Below are 19,660 nucleotides of genomic sequence, written 5' to 3'. Positions count from 1 at the left end.
CCAGCCCGCTTGCGATAAGCCGAATGGATGATAGCAATCCGGTCGAAAAAGCGGCTTTTACGCGGGAGTGGGAATACATGATTTCCTTGAGCCTCAGGCCGAAGGGGTAAAGCTGGCGTCCATCGGCCCGCTTTTGGCATGGAAGTTTCGTGCCGATGAAAAGGCCGTGGCCAGCTCCCTGAACTTGCGGTTATGCACGTACTGGCGAAACAGCGCCAGCGAATCGCTCATGCGGTCGATCTCGTCGATCAAGGGCTGCGCGTTGTGGATGGCGATGTCGGCCCACAGCTGCGCGTCGGACGAACCCAGCCGGGCAAAGCTTTGGAAACCTGTGCCGCGGTAGGCCAGCCAGGCCGCCGTTCCCTCGCGCGAGGCCAGGCTGTGCAGGTAGGCGTAACTCAGCACCTGCGGCAGGTGGCTGACGGCTGCATACACGGCGTCGTGCTCGGGCGCGGCCATGGTGGTGGTGCTGGCGCCCAGGGTGCGCCAGAAATCACTGGCCAGTTCAAACGCGCCTTGCGCGGTGTTGGCGTCGGGGGTCATGACGCACAGCTTGCCCTGGAAAAGGTCGCCCTGCGAAGCGGCCCACCCATGGCTGGCTTTGCCGGCAATCGGGTGGCAGGGAACAAAACGCGCGGCAGCGTGGTGCGGCCACGCCCGCAGGGCCGTCACCACGGGCATCTTCACGCTGGCCACGTCGATACACACCGCGTGGCCTCCGGCCATCTGCATCTTGTTGTGGGCCAGCCATTCGAGCAGTGTGCCCACGGGCTGGCACAGCACCACGAGGTCATGGTCCAGAAACAGCCCGTCAGGTGAAGCAACTATTTCATGAACAAAGCCCTGCGCCAGCACGGTATCGCAGGTGGCACCGTCCACGTCGTAGCCGGTCACATGGCCTCTGAAGCCCGCATCGCGCAGCGCTCTGAGGATGGAGCCGCCAATCAGACCCAGGCCGCAGACGGCAATGCTCTCCAGTTCCAGAAAGCGGGTGTGGCGAACTTGTGACATGGCCGCAGTTTAGGGCGGACAGGTCATGAGGGGTAATGCCAAAATAGCCACTTCATATAACTTCGTGTTAAGCCATGAACTTGCGCCAAATTGAGGTGTTCCGGGCCGTCATGCTGGCGGGTTCGATCTCGGGCGCGGCCCTCGCCCTGCATGTGTCGCAGCCGGCCGTGAGCCGATTGATCCGCTACCTGGAGGTCAAGCTGCGTGTGGTGCTTTTTGACCGCACCGGCGGCCGCCTGCACCCAACGCCCGAGGCGCGGGCACTGATGCGCGAGATCGAGAACGCGTACCACAGCATCGACCGCGTCAGGGCCTGCGCCGAGCAGCTGCACCATGGCGTGGCCGACAGGCTGCGCATTGTCACCAACCTGAGCACCGCCCTGGAGCTGGTGCCGCGCGCCATCGCCGGGCTGAAGGCCAGCATGCCCAAGCTGCATGTTTCGGTGGAGATTGCCACCCATGCGCAGATCACCGACCAGCTTCTGAGCGGCGGGTGCGACATCGGTGTGGTGGCCTTTGTGCAAACCGGGCACCCGGCCCTCTCCGCGCAGTTGATCGGCGAAGGCGACGTGCTGTGCGCCATGGCTGCAACGCACCCGCTTGCCAGCCACAAGCGGGTGACTCTGGAGGCGCTGGCGCAGCACGACATCATTTCCTTCGGCGCCGAAACAGCACACGGCAAGATGATCGCCAAGGTGTTGGGCGAACGCAGCAGGCCGTTCACGCCGACGGTGGAGGTGCGCTACGCCTATGTGGCCTGCAGCGTTGCCGCCAGCGGTTACGGCGTGGCAGTGGTTGACGACCTGACAGCCTGCCTCTTCCCCAGCCCTAACCTGGTTGTTCGGCCGCTGTCCAAACCGGTGCGCTACCAGGCCTATGCCCTGAGCAGCACAGAACGCCCCCTGTCGGCCGCGGGCCGCGAAATGGTGAAGCTGCTGGGCCTGCACTGGGCCGCAGCGCGGGGAGGCAGGCCGACAAAACAATTGTCTTAGTGAGACTTTCATACTGAGTACTTGACTAGAGCGTTACTCTGGAGTGATACTCTAGTCATGGACCCGACTTCGACCTCCTCAAAACTGCTGGACGCCGCAGCCAAGGTGTTTCTGGCGCACGGCTTTAGCGCCGCGTCTATGGACATGGTGCGGCAGGAAGCCGGCGTGAGCAACGGCAGCCTGTACCACCACTACCCCACCAAGGCCTTGCTGGCCGATGCGCTGTACGCCCACACCCTGCGCGACTTTCATGCCGCTCTGCTGGGGCCGATTACCGGCCGAGCCACAGCACAGTCGGGTGTGAAGGGATTGATACGCGCTTACATCGCCTGGGTAGAGCAACACCCCGACCGCGCGCGCCTGCTGCATGAACTGCGGCGCACCGGCGACATGACGGGTGGCGCAGAAATGGGCGCGGCCAACGCCGAGGCCTTTGGCACGCTGGCGCAATGGATTGACACCAAGGTGGCGGCCGGTGAAATGCGCGCCCTGCCTTTTCCGGTCTGGATGGCGGTGGTGTTTTCGCCGTCGATATCGCTCACGCCGCACTGGGCCAGCGAGAACCCACCCGCCGTGGCGCCCAAGGTGCGTGCGGCACTGGAGCATGCCGCCTGGATGGCGGTGGCTGCCTGAACAATTTCAAAAGGAGTGTTCTTATGAAAGTGGTGAATGTCCATCAACGCCTGCTGTACGCCAGCCCCGAGCAGGTCGGCGCGCTGCTTGACGCGCTGTCCTCGCCGACCGACACGCTGTGGCCCAGCGACGTGTGGCCGCGCATGAAGTTCGACCGGCCGCTGGGCGTGGGCGCAACGGGCGGCCACGGCCCCATCGGCTACTTCGTCGAAGCGCATGTGCCGGGCCAATCGATCCGCTTTCGGTTCACCGAGCCAAAAGGTTTCAACGGCTGGCACGCCTGCGAAATCCTGGACGCGACGGCCAAGCATTGCGTGCTGGAGCACCGCATCGAGATGAAGCTCGAAGGCAGCGCCCGCCTGCTCTGGCCGCTGGTAGTGCGTCCGTTGCACAACGCTTTGGTCGAGGACCTTCTGTCGCGGGCTCAGGACGAGCTGGGCAACTCACCCAAGTTCGTCGCCTGGTCGCCCTGGGTGCGCTTCCTGCGCTGGTGGCGGTCGAGCGGCAAGGCGCCCGCACAATCCTTTCCCAGGAGCCAACATGCCAGCTGACATGCTCACCCAAGGGCAACACATTCTCAGCCAGCAACCCTTCAGCGCCATACTGAATGCGCGGCTCGACGCCTTTGCGCCCGGCAGCGCAGAGCTGTCTGTTCCGGTAGCGCCCGCCCTGCTGCAGCAGCACGGCTTTGTGCACGGCGGTGTGTTGTCTTACCTGGCCGACAACGCGCTGACCTTTGCCGGCGGCTCGGTGCTGGGCGATTCGGTGACGTCGGAGTTCAAGATCAACTACCTGCGCCCCGCCAAAGACGCCGAGCGCCTGCTGGCCGTGGCCACGGTGGTGGGCAGCGGCAAGACGCAGGCGGTGTGCCGTTGCGATATTTTTGTGCTGCGCGGTGGGGAGCGCACGCTGTGCGCGGCAGCGCAGGGGACGATTCGGAAGGCGGGGTAGCTTGCCACTGCCAGGGGGTTGAATTAACTCCTTAAAGGTAGTAATTTGACTTAACTACTTTAAAGTAGTAAATTCACATAACTACTTTTGAGGAGTATCGATGAAATACCCCGTTGACAACCCACAGCAGCTACGCACCATCCTGCGTTCGTTGCGGCAGGCGCGAGGCCTGACGCAGACACAGCTTGGCGAACGGTTGGGCGTTACGCAAAAGCGTATTGCCCGCATAGAGGCCGCGCCAGAAGTCACCGCCTTCGATCAGATTTCCCGCATGGTCACGGCCATGGGCTACAGCCTGATGGTTGAAGAGCCATCTGCGTACCGAGTCGCCGAGCCAGGGCCCGACACATGGTGACTTTTCGCCGCCCCCGCACAAATCCGCAAGACAGTGTTCTCGGCGTCTGGGCCAATGGCGAACGTGTGGGCACCTGGTCGATGGTTGATGGAGAACATCGCTTCAACTATGACGAAAACTGGCCCGCTTCGCCCGCCGCGCGCTGGCTGTCGCTTTCCCTGCCATTCACACCGGACAACCTCCCGCACCGCGGAGAAGTGGTCCGCAACTTTTTTGACAATCTGTTGCCCGACAGCGACTCCATTCGCCGGCGATTGCGTGACAAGTTCACCACTGGCAGCATCGAAGCGTTTGATCTGCTGGCTGCAATCGGGCGCGACTGCGTGGGGTCTGTGCAGTTGCTCCCGCCTGACATGGCACCTGATGGCTTCGACCGCATCGAGTACTTGCCGTTGAATGAGTCGGAAGTAGAGCGTGCAATCAACCACGCGGTCACTGGCGGGCGTGTTGTGGGCCAGGAATTAACGGATGATTTCCGTATCTCCATAGCTGGCGCGCAGGAGAAAACTGCCCTGCTCTGGCACAAAGACCAGTGGTGCAGGCCGGTGGGCGCAACACCCACCACGCATATTTTCAAACTGCCTTTGGGGCTTGTGGGAAACATGCGCGCTGACATGAGCTCCTCTGTAGAAAACGAATGGTTATGCGCTCAGATACTTGCACAGCTTGGACTGCCAGTCGCCGGATGCGAGATAGCCCACTTCGGCCAGCGCAAAGTGCTGGTGGTGGAACGCTTCGATCGCGCGCTTCAGCAGCCGCAAGGACGCGCGCCATGGATTGCACGCCTGCCGCAGGAAGACTTTTGCCAGGCGCTTGGCGTGGCCGGCGAGCGAAAGTATGAAAACGAGGGCGGCCCGGGAATACGGGCCATTCTTCGCCAGCTGGACAACAGTAGCCGCGCGGATGAGGACAAGCAGACCTTTGTCAGCACCCAGCTCGCTTTCTGGCTCATGGCCGCCACCGATGGCCACGCAAAGAACTTTTCCATCTTTCTTGAACGGGGTGGTGGCTACCGCATGACACCGCTGTATGACGTGCTGTCGGTCTGGCCCATCATGGGCACGGGCCCCAACCAGCTGCACCCACGCAGGGCCAAACTGGCAATGGCACTGCGTAGCAAAAACACGCACTACTATCTGCATGAGATCCGCACCCGCCACTGGCAACTGCTGGCGCAGCAATGCGGTGTGCCCGGCGCCTTTGACCACATGGTGGCGCTGGTGCTGCAAGTGCCTGAAGCGCTGGATCAGGTTGAAGCGCAGTTGCCGGCGGGCTTTCCGCAGCGGGTTTTCAAGACCATACGCACCGGCATGCTGGCGCAGGCTGAACAATTCATTGCAGAGCTTCCATGAGCGTGCCCGACCACAGGCGTGCTTACGTCGCCCGCATCAACCGGGTGGTGGATCACATCAGCACGCACCTGGACCACACGCTGGATCTGCAGACACTGGCAGGCGTGGCGCATTTTTCGCCCTGGCATTTCCATCGCATGTTTCAGGCGATGACTGGCGAGACGCTGGCCGACTGCGTGCGCCGTCTGAGGCTTGAGGCGGCAGCGCAGCGCCTGCTCGCTTCACCGCCCCAGGCTGCGCTGGCGGTGGCACTGGAGGTAGGCTTTGCGTCGGCCGAAGTGTTCACACGGGCATTTGGCGCGCACTTCGGCATGACGCCCACCGCGTGGCGGCGTGGTGGCTGGCGCAGCTGGTCGGCCAGCCGGCGCGAGCAACTGAGCAAGATTCATCAAGAGGTGCGCAAGGCGAATCAAGCCGCCGACCCGGGTTTTCCGCAGGATGGTGACAGCTGGCCATCGGGTCAGCCCACCACTGAAAAAGGAATGCTTATGCAAGTCGAACTCAAGACCCTGCCCGCCCTTCGCCTGGCCTACATGCGCCATACCGGCCCCTATGGCCACCCCGATATTGGCGCCACCTGGCAACGCTTTTGGGCATGGGTCGGACAGCACGGACTGGACCCGGAACGGATTTACGGCATCGTTCAGGACGATCCCGAAGTCACCCCCGCCGACAAATGCCGCTATGACTGCAGCTTTGAGGTCGATGCCGCCTTCCAGCCGCAAGGCGAAATGGGTGTGCAGACTTTTGCTGGCGGGCGTTATGCCTGCGCGCCCTTCACCGGCACGGGCGCAACCATTCACGATGCCTGGATGCGCCTGTTCGGCGAGTGGCTGCCGCAAAGCGGCTACCAGGCCGACGACAAACCTTCACTGGAACTGCACGAAGGTGATTTTGTGGTGGACGAAAAGACCGGGGCTTTCCGCTGCCTGTTGTGTGTTCCGGTGCGGCCGCTGTAAGCCGGAGGGCTTTTGAAGCGCGGCTAGACTTGGCGCCATGAAAACCGTCGACATCGCCCCCTTCTTTGCCACGCTGAAAGCCGCCAGCCCCCTGCCGGTAACCGAGCTCGAATACACCAGCGTGTTCGAACTTTTGACCGCTGTGCTGCTGAGCGCGCAGGCAACGGACGTGGGCGTGAACAAAGCCACGCGCAAGCTGTTCCCGGTGGCCAACACGCCGCAGAAAATCCTGGACCTCGGCGTTGAAGGGCTGGAGGGCTACATCAAGACCATCGGCCTGTACCGCAGCAAGGCCAAACACTTGATGGAAACCTGCCGCATGCTGGTGGAGCAGCACAACAGCGTGGTGCCACGCAGCCGCGAAGCGCTGGAGGCCCTGCCCGGCGTGGGCCGCAAGACGGCGAATGTGGTGCTCAACTCCGCCTTCGGCGAAGCCACCATGGCGGTAGACACACACATCTTCCGCCTCGGCAACCGCACCGGCCTGGCGCCGGGCAAGACCCCGCTGGAAGTGGAGCTGAAGCTACTCAAACGCATTCCGCCTGAGTACCTGGTGGACGCGCACCACTGGCTGATATTGCACGGGCGCTATGTGTGTGTGGCGCGCAAGCCCATGTGCTGGCAGTGCGCGGTGGCGCCGTATTGCGACTTCACGCCCAAGACGCCGGTGCCTGAGTAATCTTGCTCCTGCCATTGTGGATTTAACCTGCAATCCATAGTGCATACCTCGAAGCACTCGCACGGCCTGGCACTTTCTGCCACCCCTTTTTGATTTATTTGGTCATTGCCTGCATGCCAACGCGTGCGTACTCTCCAGTCACGTGAGGGACATCTGGCGCCCTCCGTGGAGGAGACAAAAAAATGCACACATGCAATTTTCTGTGGAGCGAACTGATCTGCACGGCCGACCCACGACCTCGCCATCCCATGCAGCGCAGGCGATCGGGCTCGCGCTTCTTGAAGCTTTCCATTGTCAGTAGTTCCTGCCACCTCCGGCAGTAAGCGCATCACACACCAACCACCCTCTCAGGAGACAAAAAAATGAAATCACGATTCATCGCCCGGCGCAGCCTGATGCTTGCGGCCCTGCTGGCCAGCGGCACATCGCTGATGGCGCAAACGGCCGGCAACTACCCTTCCCAGCCCATCAAGATCATCGTGCCCTATCCGGCCGGGGGCGCCACAGACACCCTGGCGCGCATGATCGGGGCCAAACTGTCCGAAGCCTGGAAGCAGCCCGTTATCGTCGAAAACCGGCCGGGCGCCAGCGGTAACATCGGCAATGACGTTGTTGCCAAGGCACCGGGCGACGGCTACACCGTACTGATGGGCATCACGGCCCTGATTCAGGCACCAGCCCTGTACCGCAAGTTGCCGTATGACCCAATACGGGACCTGACACCCGTTTCCGAAGTGGCCCGCACCCCCAGCCTTTTTGCGGTTCCTGCCGCTTCGCCGGCCAAAACGATGCGGGACTTCATCATCTTGGCCAAGTCCAATCCCAACAGGCACAACTACGGCTCCTACGGCAATGGCACCTCTTCGCACATCCAGGGCTCGCTGCTGAACCTGCAGGCCGGTCTGGACCTCACCCATATCCCCTACAAGGGCGCTGCGCCTCTGGTCACCGACCTGATAGGCGGGCAGCTGTCATCGGCGTTTGTGGATGCTGCCACTGCCCGTCCGCATCTGAATACTGGTAAGTTCAGGGTGCTGGCCGTCACCGGCGCCCAGCGCATGAAATCGCTGCCCGACGTGCCGACATTCACCGAGCTCGGCTACCACTCCTACGGCCTCTATGGCTGGTTCGGCCTGTTCATGCCCTCGGCCACGCCCAAATCAGTGGTGAACAAATTCTCCAACGAGGTCGGCAAGATCCTGCGCTTTCCGGAGATAGCAGCCAAAGTCGCCGACCTGGGCCTGACCGTGGTGGGCAACAAACCGGAAGAATTTGCCCGCAGCGTCAAGACGGACGCAGATATCTACGCAAAAATCATCAGGCAGGCCGGCATCACGGCCGACTGAGGAGGAGCTGTGATTGCGGGCTTGGTCCGCAATTTCCATTTGCTACCTTATTGATAGCTGCTTGCGCCCGTCCGTAAGGGGCTATTCGCCTTTTTGACTCTGAAATCCAGTTCAGGGCGCAAGCAGCGGCAGCAGCTTGCCTTCAGCCGCCGACGGCACCGCCACACCCAGCAGGCGCGCCAGGGTGGGGGCAATGTCCACCACCTCGACCCGGCTGTCGATGCGGCCCGGTTTCACCCAGGCCGGCCCGTACATGAGGATGGGCACATGGGTGTCGTAAGGATGTGGTGAGCCGTGGGTAGCGACCGAGGTGGGGGGGCCAAACATCCACAGGGGCTTGAGCACGTACTGCACGTCGCCCGACACGTCCTTGTGCCAGGTCTTGCGCATCTGCCCGAAGAACGGTTCGCCGGTGCGGCTTCCGGTTTCCAGCTCACGCCGGGTGTAGGCCGCGGCGATGATGGGGTCGGCCAGCAGCAGGGTTCTTGCAGCATCCGCCACGGTGTTGAAGTCCAGGCTGCGCTGTGCAAGCAACTGGCGGTCCAGCACCAGCGCGGAAGCCGAAAGGAAGGCGGCCAGCTTGGGCACACCGAATTTTCGCTGCAACTCATCGTTCACGCGGTTCAGCAGTTGGGTGCTTGACGTCCGCCCTGCCGACAACCCCTGCGACTGGCTGTGTTCAGCTGCCGGCATGAAGCCGTGGTCGGCCGTCAGCACGGCGAGATAGTTGCCCTTGCCCACCGTGCTGTCGAGGTCGCGGAAAAAGGCCTGGAGCAAACGGTCAAGCTGCAGCAGATGGTCGTGCGAAAGGCGCGACTCAGCGCTCCAGGCGTGGTTCACATAGTCGTGGCCGGACAGGCTCACCGACAGGATGTCGGGCGCGTCGTCGCGACCCAGTTGCTCGCCGGCAATGGCGGCGCGCGCAAAGTCGAGCGACAGCGCATCGACAAACGGGCTGCGCAGCAAGGCCGCGTAGAACGCAGGGCTTGGCGCGTCGTCGGCGGGCACGCCCATCATCATCGGCAGCTTGCCTCCGCGCGGGCCGAACCAGATCTGGCCGTCGGGAATGGAACGCGCATAGGCGGCTTCCGGCAGCAGCGGCTTCCAATCGGTCTTGAAGTAACGGTCGGCCGGTTTGCCGGTATTGAAGGTGTTTACCCAGGCGGGATGCTCTTTCATGTAGTAGGTGGTCGAAGCGAACTGGCCACTGGCGCCCATGAACATGTAGGCTGTACCGCGCTTGCCGGCAGGCAGGATGGCACCGCGGTCCTTGCCCGAGATGCCGATTACCTTGCTGCGCGCGTCAACACCGCGCAGCACGTCGCCCAACGTTTCCACCTTCAGGTTTTTCGGGCTGGTACCGTCCAGGGCCTGGGTGGTGTGGCCGATGTAGGTCGCACCTGTATCGCCGGTGTTATAGACCTGCGCGCCGGTAGCCACATCGCGCCAGTCGTTGCCGATGATGCCGGTGCGATGCGGATAAGCGCCGGTCAGCATGGCTGCGTGTCCGGCCGCTGTGACGGTGTAGGCGTGGCCGTAGTGCGCGTCAGCAAACCAGGCACCTCGGTCCAGGAAGCGCGCCAGGCCATCGGGCGCGAGCTGGTCGCGGTAGCTGGTGATCTGGCGTTGCGGCAAGCCGTCGACCACCAGAAACACCACCAGCTTGGGCCGGGGCGCCACCCCAGGTGCACCTGCACAGGCCGCAAGCGTTGCGGCGACAAGAAGGACGCAAAACAGGCGGAAGATGCGAATGGTTTTCATCGCGACAGCCTACGAGCTTTAGCTGCCGGTGGCAACCGGGTTCACCCCTTGCGCGAAGCATCCCCGAACAGGCCACCGCCATGGCCAGCGCTGCGGTGTCGAGCGTGAACTTCGAGTCGGTGGCGGTCCTTCCAGCGTTTACCCATCAGGGATCAACGTACTTGAAAGTGCCCATGGCCTTGGCGACCAGCTCGCCCGCTTCGTCCTCGATGCGTGCCTCACAGAAACAGACCGAGCGGCCACCACCAACGGCTTGCCCGTGCGCCACGAGCCGGCCGCGCGCCGGCTTGATGAAGCTGGTTGACATGTCGATGGTGACAACAGCACGCGTGAAGCCCGACTTTGACAGTGCCGCGCTGGACATGACGCCGTCCAGCATGGTCATGATCACGCCGCCATGCAGCACATGGAAGTTGTTGGTCAATTCCGGCCGCGCCTGCAGACTCAGGCGCGCCACGCCGGCTTCTGCAAACTCGCGGCGCAGGTCGAGCAGGCGGTTGAAGGCCACCTGGACGAACAGGGCGGAGGTGTCGGCGGCCGGGCTGTCAGGTGCGGCTCTTGTTGCAGTTGTCATGGTTGATCCGAATGTTGGCGTCCTTGATGATCCTGGCCTAAACGCCTGCATCTGGCTTCATGGTCTGCTTTTATGCAATCAAATAGGCATCCAGCCCTTACGGAACGGTCGCAAGCAGCTATTGTTTTAGGAGCATTCATGGCAAGACAGGCCACTGGAACAGCGGCGCTTCCTTGTTGACAAAGCGGTTAACCGCGGTGCGATGTTCAGGGCTGCCCATGGCCAGGGCCTGGGCGTTGGCTTCCTGATCCAGCAAAGCCGGCAGCTCGGCACCCCAGTCCGCCAGCGCACGCTTGACCAGGCTCACGGCCAGGGGCGACGCATGAACAAAGCTGGCCGCCATGGCCTGCGCGCGCGCCAGCAGTTGCTCGGGCGAGTGGAGCTCCATGGCCAGACCCAGCTTCAGGGCCTCGGCGCCGTCGACGTCGCGGGCAGAGAGCATCAGTTCCTTGGCGCGCTGCACGCCGACAAAACGCGGCAGGCTGTAAAAGGCGCCGCAGTCAGGCACCAGGCCCACCTTGAGAAAGGACATGCAGAAGCGCGCGCGCGGCGTGGCCAGCACGAAGTCGGCGGCCAGCGCCAGGCTGAAGCCCGCGCCTGCGGCCGCGCCATCGACCGCCGCGATCACCGGCCGGTCCAGCGTGAGCAGCTCGCTTAGCCAGGCGTGCAGGTCCTGCATGCGGTTGCGCCAGCCGGCGTTGTCCAGCCCCGCTGTGGCAATGTTGCGCAAATCACCGCCTGAGCAGAAATGCCCGTTGGCCCCTGTGAGGACCAGCGCGCGTATGCCGCGGTCGCTTCGCACAAGGCGCACCACCTCGGAAAACTCTTCGCGCATGGCCGCGTCGAGTGCGTTGCGCTTGGTGGGGTTGTCCAGGGTCAGGGTGGCCACCTGGTCGACCACTTCAAAGCGGAGGGTCTTGAATGTGTTGGGCATGATGTTTCTCTTCTTTTGGTTTCAGCTTGTCAGTGGGCCAATGCAGCGCCCAGGTCCCGGCCGCCGGCCAGCGAGCTGCCGCCGTCCACGGGAATCACGGCACCGGTCACGAACTGTGCGTGCCGCGAACTCAGGAACAGCGCCATGTCCGCAATCTCGGCGGTGGTGCCCATGCGGCCCAGCGGCACAGAAGCGGCCATGCGGGCCAGCGCCTCGGGCGTGGGCGCGAGGCGGCGCACCCCTTCGGTGTCGCCAATCGGGCCGGGAACAATCGAATTGACACGAATGCCTTCGGGCCCCCACTCCATCGCCAGCACCCGGGTGAGCATGTCCACACCGGCCTTGGCGGCACACACATGGGCCTGGTACATGGTCGGGTTGTAGGCTTGCGGTGCCGAAATGCTGATGACCGAGGCGCCCGGCTTGCGCAGAAACGCATGCGCACCGCGCAGCACATGAAAGGTGCCGTTGAGGTCGATGTCGATCACGGTGCGAAAACCCTTGGCCGACATGCCCAGTGCAGGCGCAACAAAATTACCTGCGGCGCCGGACACCAGCACATCGAAGTCGCCGATGGCGGCATGGGCCTGGGCCAGCGCTGCAGCAATCGCTTCGGCATCGCGCACGTCGGCGCTGTAGCCTTCGATGCGCGCATCGGCGGCGGCCAAGCCGCGCAGTTCGGCCACCGCCCCGGCCACCCGTTCGGGCGAGCGGCTGGCAATGGCCACATGGGCACCGCGCGCCGCGAAGGCCTTGGCTATGCCCAGGTTGATGCCGCTGCTGCCGCCGGCCACAAAAACGGCACGGCCCTTGAAATCATGGATGTCCATGCGAAGTCCTGTTGTCAAAAAAAGAAGGTGCTCATGGTCGGACTGCAAGCTCGCGCTGCGCCTCCTGCAGTTCGCGCCAGAGGATTTTTCCGGTGCCCGACTTGGGCAGGCTGTCCATGAACTCGACGATACGCGGCGCCTTGTAGACCGACATGCGCTGGCGGCTCCAGTCGATGATGTCCTGCTCGGACACCTGGCCGCGCTGGCCGGGCTTGAGCACCACCAGCGCCTTGACGGTTTCGCCGCGTTTCGCGTCCTCCACCCCGATCACACAGGCCTCGTGGATGGCGGGATGTTCATACATGGCGCTTTCCACTTCGGCCGGCCAGACCTTGAAACCCGAGGCATTGATCATGCGTTTGAGCCGGTCTCGCATGAAGAAGTAACCTTCCTCGTCCACATACGCCAGGTCACCGGTGCGGAAGAAGCGCTCGCCGGCGATCTCGACAAACGCGCTGCGGTTGGCCTCGTCGTTGTTCCAGTAACCCGTCATGACCTGGGGACCGCGGGTGACCAGCTCGCCCACCTCGCCCTGGGGCAACTCCTGCAGCGTGAGCGGATCCACAATGCGCGAATCCACGCCCTGTGTGGGCATGCCCAGGCACTGGCGCTTGCAGCGCTGCAGCGGGTTGGCATGCAGGAAGCCGGCGGTCTCCGACAGGCCGTAGGCTTCGTTGTAACTCAGGCCGAAACGCTGGTCCAGCATGGCCGCCACCGCCTCGGGCATGGCCGCACCACCACCGGACAGCAGGCACAGGCTGGACAGGTCGCGCTGCAAGGCTTCCGGCTGCGCAAAAAAGTCGATCACCATGGCCGGCGGCGCGGTCCACGCCGTCACGCGGTAGCGCTCGATCAGGCGCACCGCCACCACCGGGTTCCAGCGCGGCATCATCACCACGGTGCCGCCCAGCGTGATCGGTACCACCATGCCGTTTTGCATGCCCAGCATGTGGAACAGCGGCGCCACGCAGAGGTAAACCGAATCGGTGTTGAGCTCTTTCCACCGTTGCGACGCCTGGCTGGACGCCAGCACGGTGGCATGGGTGTGCATGCAGGCCTTGGGGTGGCCGGTGGTGCCCGAGGTGTAGGGCAACACCGCCAGGCCATCGTGCTCGCTCAGGTCATCGGAGGGCGGCCATGGCTGCGCCAGTACGTCTTCAAAACCGTGGCAAACAGCACTGGGTAAGGGCAAGCGCGGCGCAAGCACCCAGTCGGGTAGCTCATCACCGCCGGCAGCCGGCACGCCATCGCTGTAGGCGTGTACCAGCACCGCTTCGAGACCACCTTCCAGCGCCGGGGCCGTGCAGGCCAGCACCTGCGGCAGCAGTTCCTGGGCGGCAAACGCCACTTTGGCGCCACTGTTGGCCAGGTAGTAACGCAGCTCATGCGCGGTGCTCATGGGGTTGACCGGCACCACTGCGGCACCCGCGCGCAGCACGGCGAAATGGGCAATCACATACTGCGGACAGTTCTGACTCACCAGCAACACGCGGTCGCCGCGCCGCACGCCCAGGCGCTGCTGCAGGCAGGCGGCCATGGCATCGACCCTGGTCTTCAGTGCGGCATAAGTGAGCACCGCGCCGCAGTACACGATGGCGGGCTTGTCGGGGTAGCGCTGGGCCGCCACGTCCAGGTAGTGGACCAGGCTGACCCGCGGCACACGCAGCTCGTGCGGGATGCCCTTGGGCCAGAAGCGGTGATGGGGGGCAGGCATGTCTTGTCTCTCTTTGTTCTCGGTGCAGCACTACCGGTCCATGGCGCGGGCAATAATCTCCTTCATGACCTCATTGGCGCCGCCGTAGATCTTGCCGACGCGCACATCGGCATACAGCCGGCTGATCGGGTATTCGGTCATGTAGCCGTAACCACCGAACAGCTGCAGGCACTCGTCGACGATCTGGCAGTTGGTCTGCGTGGTCCACCATTTGGCCATGGCTGCGGTGGGCACATCAAGTTCACCGCGCAGCAAGCGTCCGATGCAGTCGTCAACGAAGCTGCGCGCCACCGTGGCCTGGGTCTGGCATTCGGCCAGCTTGAAGCGGGTATTCTGCAGGGCCATCAGGGGTTTGCCAAAGATTTCGCGCTGACGGACGTGGTCCGTGGTTTCCGCAATGGCGCGGTGCATGGTCGCCACGGCGCCGACGGCAATGAGCAGCCGCTCCTGCGGCAGTTGCTGCATGAGCTGGGTGAAGCCCCGGCCTTCCTCGCCGCCGAGCAGATTGTCTGCGGGCACGCGGATGCCGTCAAAAAAGAGCTCGGTGGTGTCCATCGTCTTCTGGCCGAGTTTTTCAAGCAGGCGGCCACGGCGGAAACCCTCCAGGCCATCGGTTTCGACCATCACCAGGGACACGCCCTTGGCACCGGCCGCAGTATCGGTCTTGACGGCAACGCAGACCAGGTTGGCATGGTGGCCGTTGGTAATGAAAGTCTTGGATCCGCTGATCAGGTAGTCGCCGCCGTCACGCTGGGCGCTGGTCTTGATGCGCTGCAGGTCGGTACCTGCGCCGGGCTCGCTCATGGCGATGGCGGCCACCAGCTCACCGGTGGCCATGCGCGGCAGCCAGCGCCGCTTTTGCGCTTCGCTGCCATAGGCCAGGATGTAGTGGGCCACGATGCCGCTGTGCACGTTGTTGCTGAAAGCGGCAACCATGGCGGTGGCCTGCTCTTCGCAGATCACGGCTTCATGCAGGAAACTGCCGCTGCCACCGCCGTATTCCTCGGGAATGCTGGCGCAGAGCAGGCCGGCCTGTCCGGCTTTTTTCCAGATATCGCGGTCAGCGTGATGCTGCGCCGTCCAGCGCGCTTCGTGCGGCACACATTCGCGCTCGAAGAACCTGCGCGCGGTGTCACGCAGCATCTCCAGGTCGGCATCCATCCAGGGACGCGGCGCAGGCCGTATGCCGGCCGTGCGGGGGGCTCCGTGGACCGGCGGGGAACTCATGGACGTCCACCGCCGCAGACCAGCACCTGCCCGCTCACATAGTTGGATTCCGGAATGCAGAACATGTAGACCGCGCCGGCGGCTTCTTCCGGTGTGCCGCCACGGCCCAGCGGAATCAGGGCCTCGGCGTTTTTGAGCACCTGTGGATTCACGCCCACCTTGATCTGCTGGCCGGCGATGTCGATGCTGGCGTCGGCATCGGCCGGCGCTTCGGTCAGGCGCGTCATGATCAGGCCAAAGGCCACGCTGTTGACGTTGACCTTGTAGCGGCCCCACTCCTTGGCCAGCGCCTTGGTCAGGCCGTTGATGCCGGCCTTGGCCGCCGCGTAGTTGGCCTGGCCGGCGTTGCCATAAACACCAGAAGTGGAAGATATGTTGACCACCTTGCGGAACACCATCTGGCCGGCTTCGGCTTCCTTCTTGGCAGCCTCGCGGATAAAGCCCGAGGCGGCGCGCAGAATGCGGAATGGCGCTGTCAGGTGCACCTGCAGCATCGCCTCCCACTGCTCGTCGCTCATCTTCTGCACCACGTTGTCCCAGGTGTAGCCGGCATTGTTGACGATGATGTCGATGCCGCCAAAGCTGTCCAGCGCCTGCTGGACAAACCGCGCGCCAAAGTCGGCATCGGTCACGCTGCCGACGCAGGCGACGGCCTGGCCGCCGCGCGCCACGATGTCGGCAACGGTCTGCTGCGCCGGTTCGGCGTCCAGGTCATTGATCACCACGCGCGCACCTTCGGCCGCGAGTTTGAGCGCGATTTCACGGCCAATGCCGCGACCCGAACCCGATACCAAGGCCACCTTGCCATCCAGTTTTTTCATGCTTTTTTCCTTGAATCCATTCACGCTTCAGACCAGAACGACCACGGCTTCACCCGCCAGCTTGACCTGGCCACCCTGGCTGGTGGTGCTGACCTCGAGCCGCACGCAGCGCTCACCGCCCTGCTCGAACTTTTCCACCACCTTGCCGGTGCAGGTGATGCTTTCACCCACATGGGTGATCGATAAAAAGCGCACGCTGAACGTGCGGATGGCCGGTTGGGCCACCCAGTGGGTCAGCAGACGCCCCAGCCAGGCCATGGACAACATGCCGTGGGCAAACACGTCAGGCAGGCCGGCGGACTTGGCGAAATCGCTGTCCACATGGATGGGGTTGTGGTCGCCGGACGCACCGCAGTACAGGGCCAGCGCCAGGCGCGAGATCGGCGGCGTTTCAAACGAAGGCAGGGAGTCGCCCACCTGCACCTCATCAAAAACGGGTGTGGGTTTGATGGTTGTCATGGAAATCTCAGTCATTGCGCATCACCGTGATACAGCGCAGTTCGGCCACCAGCTCCGCGCGCTGGTTGCTCACACGGGTCTTGCGCACCACGAACTCGAGTGCGCCGTTTTTCTTGTCGTAGATGTCTTCGATGCGCTGCTCGAAGGTGAGCGTGTCACCGGCAAAGGCCATGGTGTGATAAGTAAAACCTTGTTCACCATGCAGCAGACGGCGGTAATCCAGACCCAGCAGGTCGCGAACAGCGGCCGGGTTGGGTGACTCCATCTCCAGGCAGAAGAAAAAGGTAGGCGGCACGGGCAGGCCCGGATAACCTACCGCATTCGCAGCGGCCTCGTCAATATAGACAGGGTCCGACTGGTCGGTGGCCTTGGCGAAAAACCGCAACCGCCCTGTCTCGACACCGACCGCAAAGGCCGGCATGGTGTGCCCGATGTAGCGGCGGTCTATCATCGCGCCGCCTCAAACCGCCTGGTACAGCGTGACATTCTTGTCATGGAACTTCCTTGAGAGTTGTGTAAGGTGATGCCTGAAGCGTGCAGCGCTGCAGCCTTAATTGATCTGTCGCGCATTGCCACTCCAGAATGGCTCCCGCAGCACGGTCTTCAACACCTTGCCTGCCGGTGACAGTGGCAAGGCGTCGCGAAACTCGATGCTCTTGGGGCATTTGTAGCCTGCGAGGCGGGTGCGGCAATGCGCTCGAAGCTCCTCGTCACTGGACGACGCGCCGGGGCGCAATATGACGATGGCGTGCACCGCCTCACCCCATGTGGCGCTCGGGATTCCGATGACGGCGCAGGCAGCCACCGCGGGATGGTGCGACAGCGCCCCCTCCACCTCGGCCGAATAGACGTTCTCGCCGCCGCTGATGATCATGTCCTTGACGCGGTCGACGACGTGCACATAACCGGCTTCGTCCATGAAGCCGCCGTCGCCAGTGAAAAGCCAGCCACTGCGCAGGGCCGCGCTGGTCTCCGCCGGCTTGTTCCAATACCCCTGCATGACGTTGGCGCCGCGGATCGTGATCTCGCCCACCGTGCCGCAGGGCACCTCGCGGCCGCCGACATCGACCACGCGTACCTCGTTGCCATAACACACCCGCCCCGCCGCCAGCTCGTGCGGCCCCAGCGTCGTGCCCTCGCTCCAGCGGTAAGGCCCATTGCTGCAGGCCGTGGCTGCGGTTTCGGTCATGCCATAGGCGCTCTGGAATCCGCAATTCGGCAAAGCTTTCATGGCGCGCTCCAGCAGCCCGGGTGAGATCGGCGACGCACCGTGAATGATGCGATCAAGGTGGCGCAAGTCGCACGACGGAAAGGACGGATGATCCAGCAGCATCTGCAGCATGCTGGGCACCAGCACGACATCGCTGACATGCTCGTCCTGCAGCGTCGCCAGCACGGTTTCGGCGCGAAACGACGGCAGCAGCACACTGGTCGATCCGGTCACGATTTGCGACACCACACGGCCCAGGCCCGCCACGTGGAACAACGGCGCCACCAGCAGACTCACGGCGTGTGCCGGGTTCGGTACTTCGGCCATGCGCGCTACCGACGAGATCCAGAAGTTCGCGTGGGACAGCATCACGCCTTTGGGCGTGCCGGTGGTGCCGCCGGTGTAGAGGATGGCCGCCAGTGCGTCGGCGGCCGGACGTGCGTCTTCCAGCGGCTCACCAGCGGCGATCAAATCTTCCCAGGCCAGCAGCCCCTCAGGCGTGGCCTGTTCGCCGGCGTGGATGACCGGGCCCAGCGCCGGTGCCTGGGCCTTGAGTTCCGCAACCCATGGCGCGAACGTGTCGTCAACCACCAGCACGCGTATCCCGCAGTCGTTCAGGGCGTAAGCGATCTCCGGTACGCTCCAGCGCGTGTTCAGCGGACAGGCCACTGCGCCCAGCCACCAGACAGCGAGCAGGCCCTCGACATAGCGGTCACTGTTCTGCGCCAGCAAGGCGATGCGGTCGCCGCTCGTTACGCCGAGCTTCGCCAGCGCGCCGGCCACCCGGGCGACGCGGCCTGCCAGTCCCGAAAAACTTGTCCGGCGCTGGCCGAACACGGTTGCCACGGCGCCCGGGCGCTGCTGCAATGTGCGGTGCAAGCCTTGCGTCAGATACATACCAGTGTCTCCAGGCTCAGGCGCTCGCGCGCCGACTGATATTCACGCTGCAACCGCGCCACCAAAGCCTCGGTCGGCAAAACCTGCTCGATCGCCCCTATGCCCTGACCGCAGCCCCAGATGTCCTTCCATGGCTTGACGCGGTCGCTGCCAAAGTTCATCTGGCTGGCCTCGCTGTGCGGCAGCGCATCGGGATCCAGCCCCGCCCGCACCACAGACCCGCGCAGGTAGTTGCCGTGCACGCCGGTGAACAGGTTGCTGTACACAATGTCGCGGCTGCTGCTCTCCACAATCATCTGCTTGTACGCGTCATCGGCCCGTGCCTCCTCGGTGGCGATGAAGGCCGAGCCGATGTAGCCGAAGTCTGCGCCCGCCGCTTGCGCGGCCAAGATGGCGTTGCCCGACGCAATGGCGCCGCTCAAGGCCAGGGGTCCCTTGAACCAGCGGCGAATCTCCTGCACCAGCGGGAACGGGCTGGTGGTGCCTGCGTGCCCTCCGGCTCCCGCCGCCACGGCGACCAGGCCGTCGGCGCCCTTTTCCACCGCCTTGCGGGCGAAGCGATCGTCGATCACGTCATGCAGCACGATGCCGCCCCAGCTGTGCACGGCCTGGTTGATCTCGGGCCGCGCGCCCAGAGAGGTGATGACGATCGGCACTTTGTACCTGGCGCAGACTTCCATGTCGCGTTGCAGCCGGTCATTGCTCTTGTGCACGATCTGGTTGATGGCATAGGGCGCCGCCGGCGACTCCGGGTTGGCACGATCGTGCGCAGCCAGCGCTTCGGTGATCTCGGCGAGCCAGTCGTCCAGCAGCTCGGCCGGGCGGGCATTGAGTGCCGGCATCGAACCGACGATGCCGGCCTTGCACTGTGCAATCACCAGCCGCGGCGTGCTGATGATGAACAGCGGCGCGGCAATGACCGGTAGCCGCAGAGTCTTGAATGAAGGATGCATGG

Annotated in this window: 21 protein-coding genes; 9 read left to right on the top strand and 12 right to left on the bottom strand. The window is 63.7% G+C overall.

The features are described 5' to 3' along the window. Positions 1-93: 93 nt before the first annotated feature. On the bottom strand, positions 94-1,011 hold the full coding sequence (locus B0B52_RS10275) for a prephenate dehydrogenase (protein ID WP_077593524.1): 918 nt from the start codon (positions 1,009-1,011) through the stop codon (positions 94-96). Positions 1,012-1,085: 74 nt separating this feature from the next. On the opposite strand from B0B52_RS10275, the gene B0B52_RS10270 reads away from it, so the two are divergent. The 9 genes from B0B52_RS10270 to B0B52_RS10230 all read left to right on the top strand — a co-directional run bounded on the left by B0B52_RS10270 (position 1,086) and on the right by B0B52_RS10230 (position 8,278). Beyond that, entirely contained in the window at positions 1,086-2,003 is a 918-nt protein-coding gene (locus B0B52_RS10270; RefSeq protein ID WP_077593523.1) for a LysR family transcriptional regulator, read from the top strand. A 57-nt stretch (positions 2,004-2,060) separates the two neighbouring features. Further along, positions 2,061-2,636, top strand: a complete 576-nt coding sequence (locus tag B0B52_RS10265) for a TetR/AcrR family transcriptional regulator (protein WP_077593522.1) — start codon at positions 2,061-2,063, stop codon at positions 2,634-2,636. A 23-nt stretch (positions 2,637-2,659) separates the two neighbouring features. Then, complete coding sequence (locus B0B52_RS10260) at positions 2,660-3,187, top strand: hypothetical protein (RefSeq protein ID WP_077593521.1); 528 nt, start codon at positions 2,660-2,662, stop codon at positions 3,185-3,187. Continuing rightward, positions 3,177-3,587, top strand: a complete 411-nt coding sequence (locus tag B0B52_RS10255) for a PaaI family thioesterase (protein ID WP_077593520.1) — start codon at positions 3,177-3,179, stop codon at positions 3,585-3,587. Before B0B52_RS10260 ends, B0B52_RS10255 begins: the two co-directional genes overlap by 11 nt. A 100-nt stretch (positions 3,588-3,687) precedes the next feature. Then, positions 3,688-3,942: a helix-turn-helix transcriptional regulator gene (locus B0B52_RS10250; protein ID WP_077593519.1), complete on the top strand. Its 255-nt coding sequence runs from the start codon at positions 3,688-3,690 to the stop codon at positions 3,940-3,942. Further along, positions 3,936-5,294 carry a type II toxin-antitoxin system HipA family toxin gene (locus B0B52_RS10245; protein WP_077593518.1) on the top strand — a complete coding sequence of 453 codons (1,359 nt, stop codon included), beginning with the start codon at positions 3,936-3,938 and terminating at the stop codon, positions 5,292-5,294. Before B0B52_RS10250 ends, B0B52_RS10245 begins: the two co-directional genes overlap by 7 nt. Next, positions 5,291-6,253 (top strand): GyrI-like domain-containing protein, encoded by a 963-nt coding sequence (locus B0B52_RS10240; RefSeq protein ID WP_077593517.1) that lies wholly within the window; start codon positions 5,291-5,293, stop codon positions 6,251-6,253. Before B0B52_RS10245 ends, B0B52_RS10240 begins: the two co-directional genes overlap by 4 nt. Before the next feature lie 37 nt (positions 6,254-6,290). Further along, positions 6,291-6,932, top strand: coding sequence for an endonuclease III (gene nth, locus B0B52_RS10235; RefSeq protein WP_077593516.1), 642 nt, complete (start codon positions 6,291-6,293; stop codon positions 6,930-6,932). 362 nt (positions 6,933-7,294) lie between these two features. Next, entirely contained in the window at positions 7,295-8,278 is a 984-nt protein-coding gene (locus B0B52_RS10230) for a tripartite tricarboxylate transporter substrate binding protein (RefSeq protein ID WP_077593515.1), read from the top strand. A gap of 111 nt (positions 8,279-8,389) precedes the next feature. Here B0B52_RS10230 and B0B52_RS10225 read toward each other — a convergent pair whose 3' ends face one another. From B0B52_RS10225 to B0B52_RS10175, 11 genes are all read right to left on the bottom strand, one after another. Further along, a complete protein-coding gene (locus B0B52_RS10225) occupies positions 8,390-10,039 on the bottom strand; it encodes an alkaline phosphatase family protein (RefSeq protein WP_077593514.1) in 1,650 nt (549 codons plus the stop codon). Positions 10,040-10,184: 145 nt separating this feature from the next. Then, positions 10,185-10,613 (bottom strand): PaaI family thioesterase, encoded by a 429-nt coding sequence (locus tag B0B52_RS10220; protein WP_077593513.1) that lies wholly within the window; start codon positions 10,611-10,613, stop codon positions 10,185-10,187. 136 nt (positions 10,614-10,749) lie between these two features. Then, positions 10,750-11,547: an enoyl-CoA hydratase/isomerase family protein gene (locus B0B52_RS10215; protein ID WP_077593512.1), complete on the bottom strand. Its 798-nt coding sequence runs from the start codon at positions 11,545-11,547 to the stop codon at positions 10,750-10,752. A 29-nt stretch (positions 11,548-11,576) separates the two neighbouring features. Further along, positions 11,577-12,377 carry an SDR family oxidoreductase gene (locus B0B52_RS10210; protein WP_077593511.1) on the bottom strand — a complete coding sequence of 267 codons (801 nt, stop codon included), beginning with the start codon at positions 12,375-12,377 and terminating at the stop codon, positions 11,577-11,579. Between the two features lie 31 nt (positions 12,378-12,408). After that, the gene (locus tag B0B52_RS10205) at positions 12,409-14,091 is read right to left on the bottom strand and encodes a long-chain-fatty-acid--CoA ligase (RefSeq protein ID WP_077593510.1); all 1,683 of its coding nucleotides are present in this window, start codon (positions 14,089-14,091) and stop codon (positions 12,409-12,411) included. 30 nt (positions 14,092-14,121) lie between these two features. Then, a complete protein-coding gene (locus tag B0B52_RS10200; protein WP_077593509.1) occupies positions 14,122-15,318 on the bottom strand; it encodes an acyl-CoA dehydrogenase family protein in 1,197 nt (398 codons plus the stop codon). Continuing rightward, positions 15,315-16,139 carry an SDR family NAD(P)-dependent oxidoreductase gene (locus B0B52_RS10195; protein ID WP_077593508.1) on the bottom strand — a complete coding sequence of 275 codons (825 nt, stop codon included), beginning with the start codon at positions 16,137-16,139 and terminating at the stop codon, positions 15,315-15,317. The genes B0B52_RS10200 and B0B52_RS10195 overlap by 4 nt, the downstream gene beginning before the upstream one ends. Positions 16,140-16,166: 27 nt before the next feature. After that, on the bottom strand, positions 16,167-16,598 hold the full coding sequence (locus B0B52_RS10190) for a MaoC family dehydratase (RefSeq protein ID WP_077593507.1): 432 nt from the start codon (positions 16,596-16,598) through the stop codon (positions 16,167-16,169). 7 nt (positions 16,599-16,605) lie between these two features. After that, complete coding sequence (locus B0B52_RS10185; RefSeq protein WP_077593506.1) at positions 16,606-17,049, bottom strand: MaoC family dehydratase N-terminal domain-containing protein; 444 nt, start codon at positions 17,047-17,049, stop codon at positions 16,606-16,608. Positions 17,050-17,148: 99 nt separating this feature from the next. Further along, positions 17,149-18,705, bottom strand: a complete 1,557-nt coding sequence (locus B0B52_RS10180; RefSeq protein WP_077593505.1) for a long-chain-fatty-acid--CoA ligase — start codon at positions 18,703-18,705, stop codon at positions 17,149-17,151. Then, positions 18,696-19,658 (bottom strand): nitronate monooxygenase family protein, encoded by a 963-nt coding sequence (locus B0B52_RS10175; protein WP_077593504.1) that lies wholly within the window; start codon positions 19,656-19,658, stop codon positions 18,696-18,698. The genes B0B52_RS10180 and B0B52_RS10175 overlap by 10 nt, the downstream gene beginning before the upstream one ends. Positions 19,659-19,660 lie beyond the last annotated feature (2 nt).

Origin of the sequence: Polaromonas sp. A23 (assembly GCF_002001015.1) — a bacterium.
GTDB lineage: Bacteria > Pseudomonadota > Gammaproteobacteria > Burkholderiales > Burkholderiaceae_C > Polaromonas.
The sequence above is the reverse complement of the archived record's forward strand: the minus strand, read 5'-3'. Positions and strand labels throughout refer to the sequence as shown.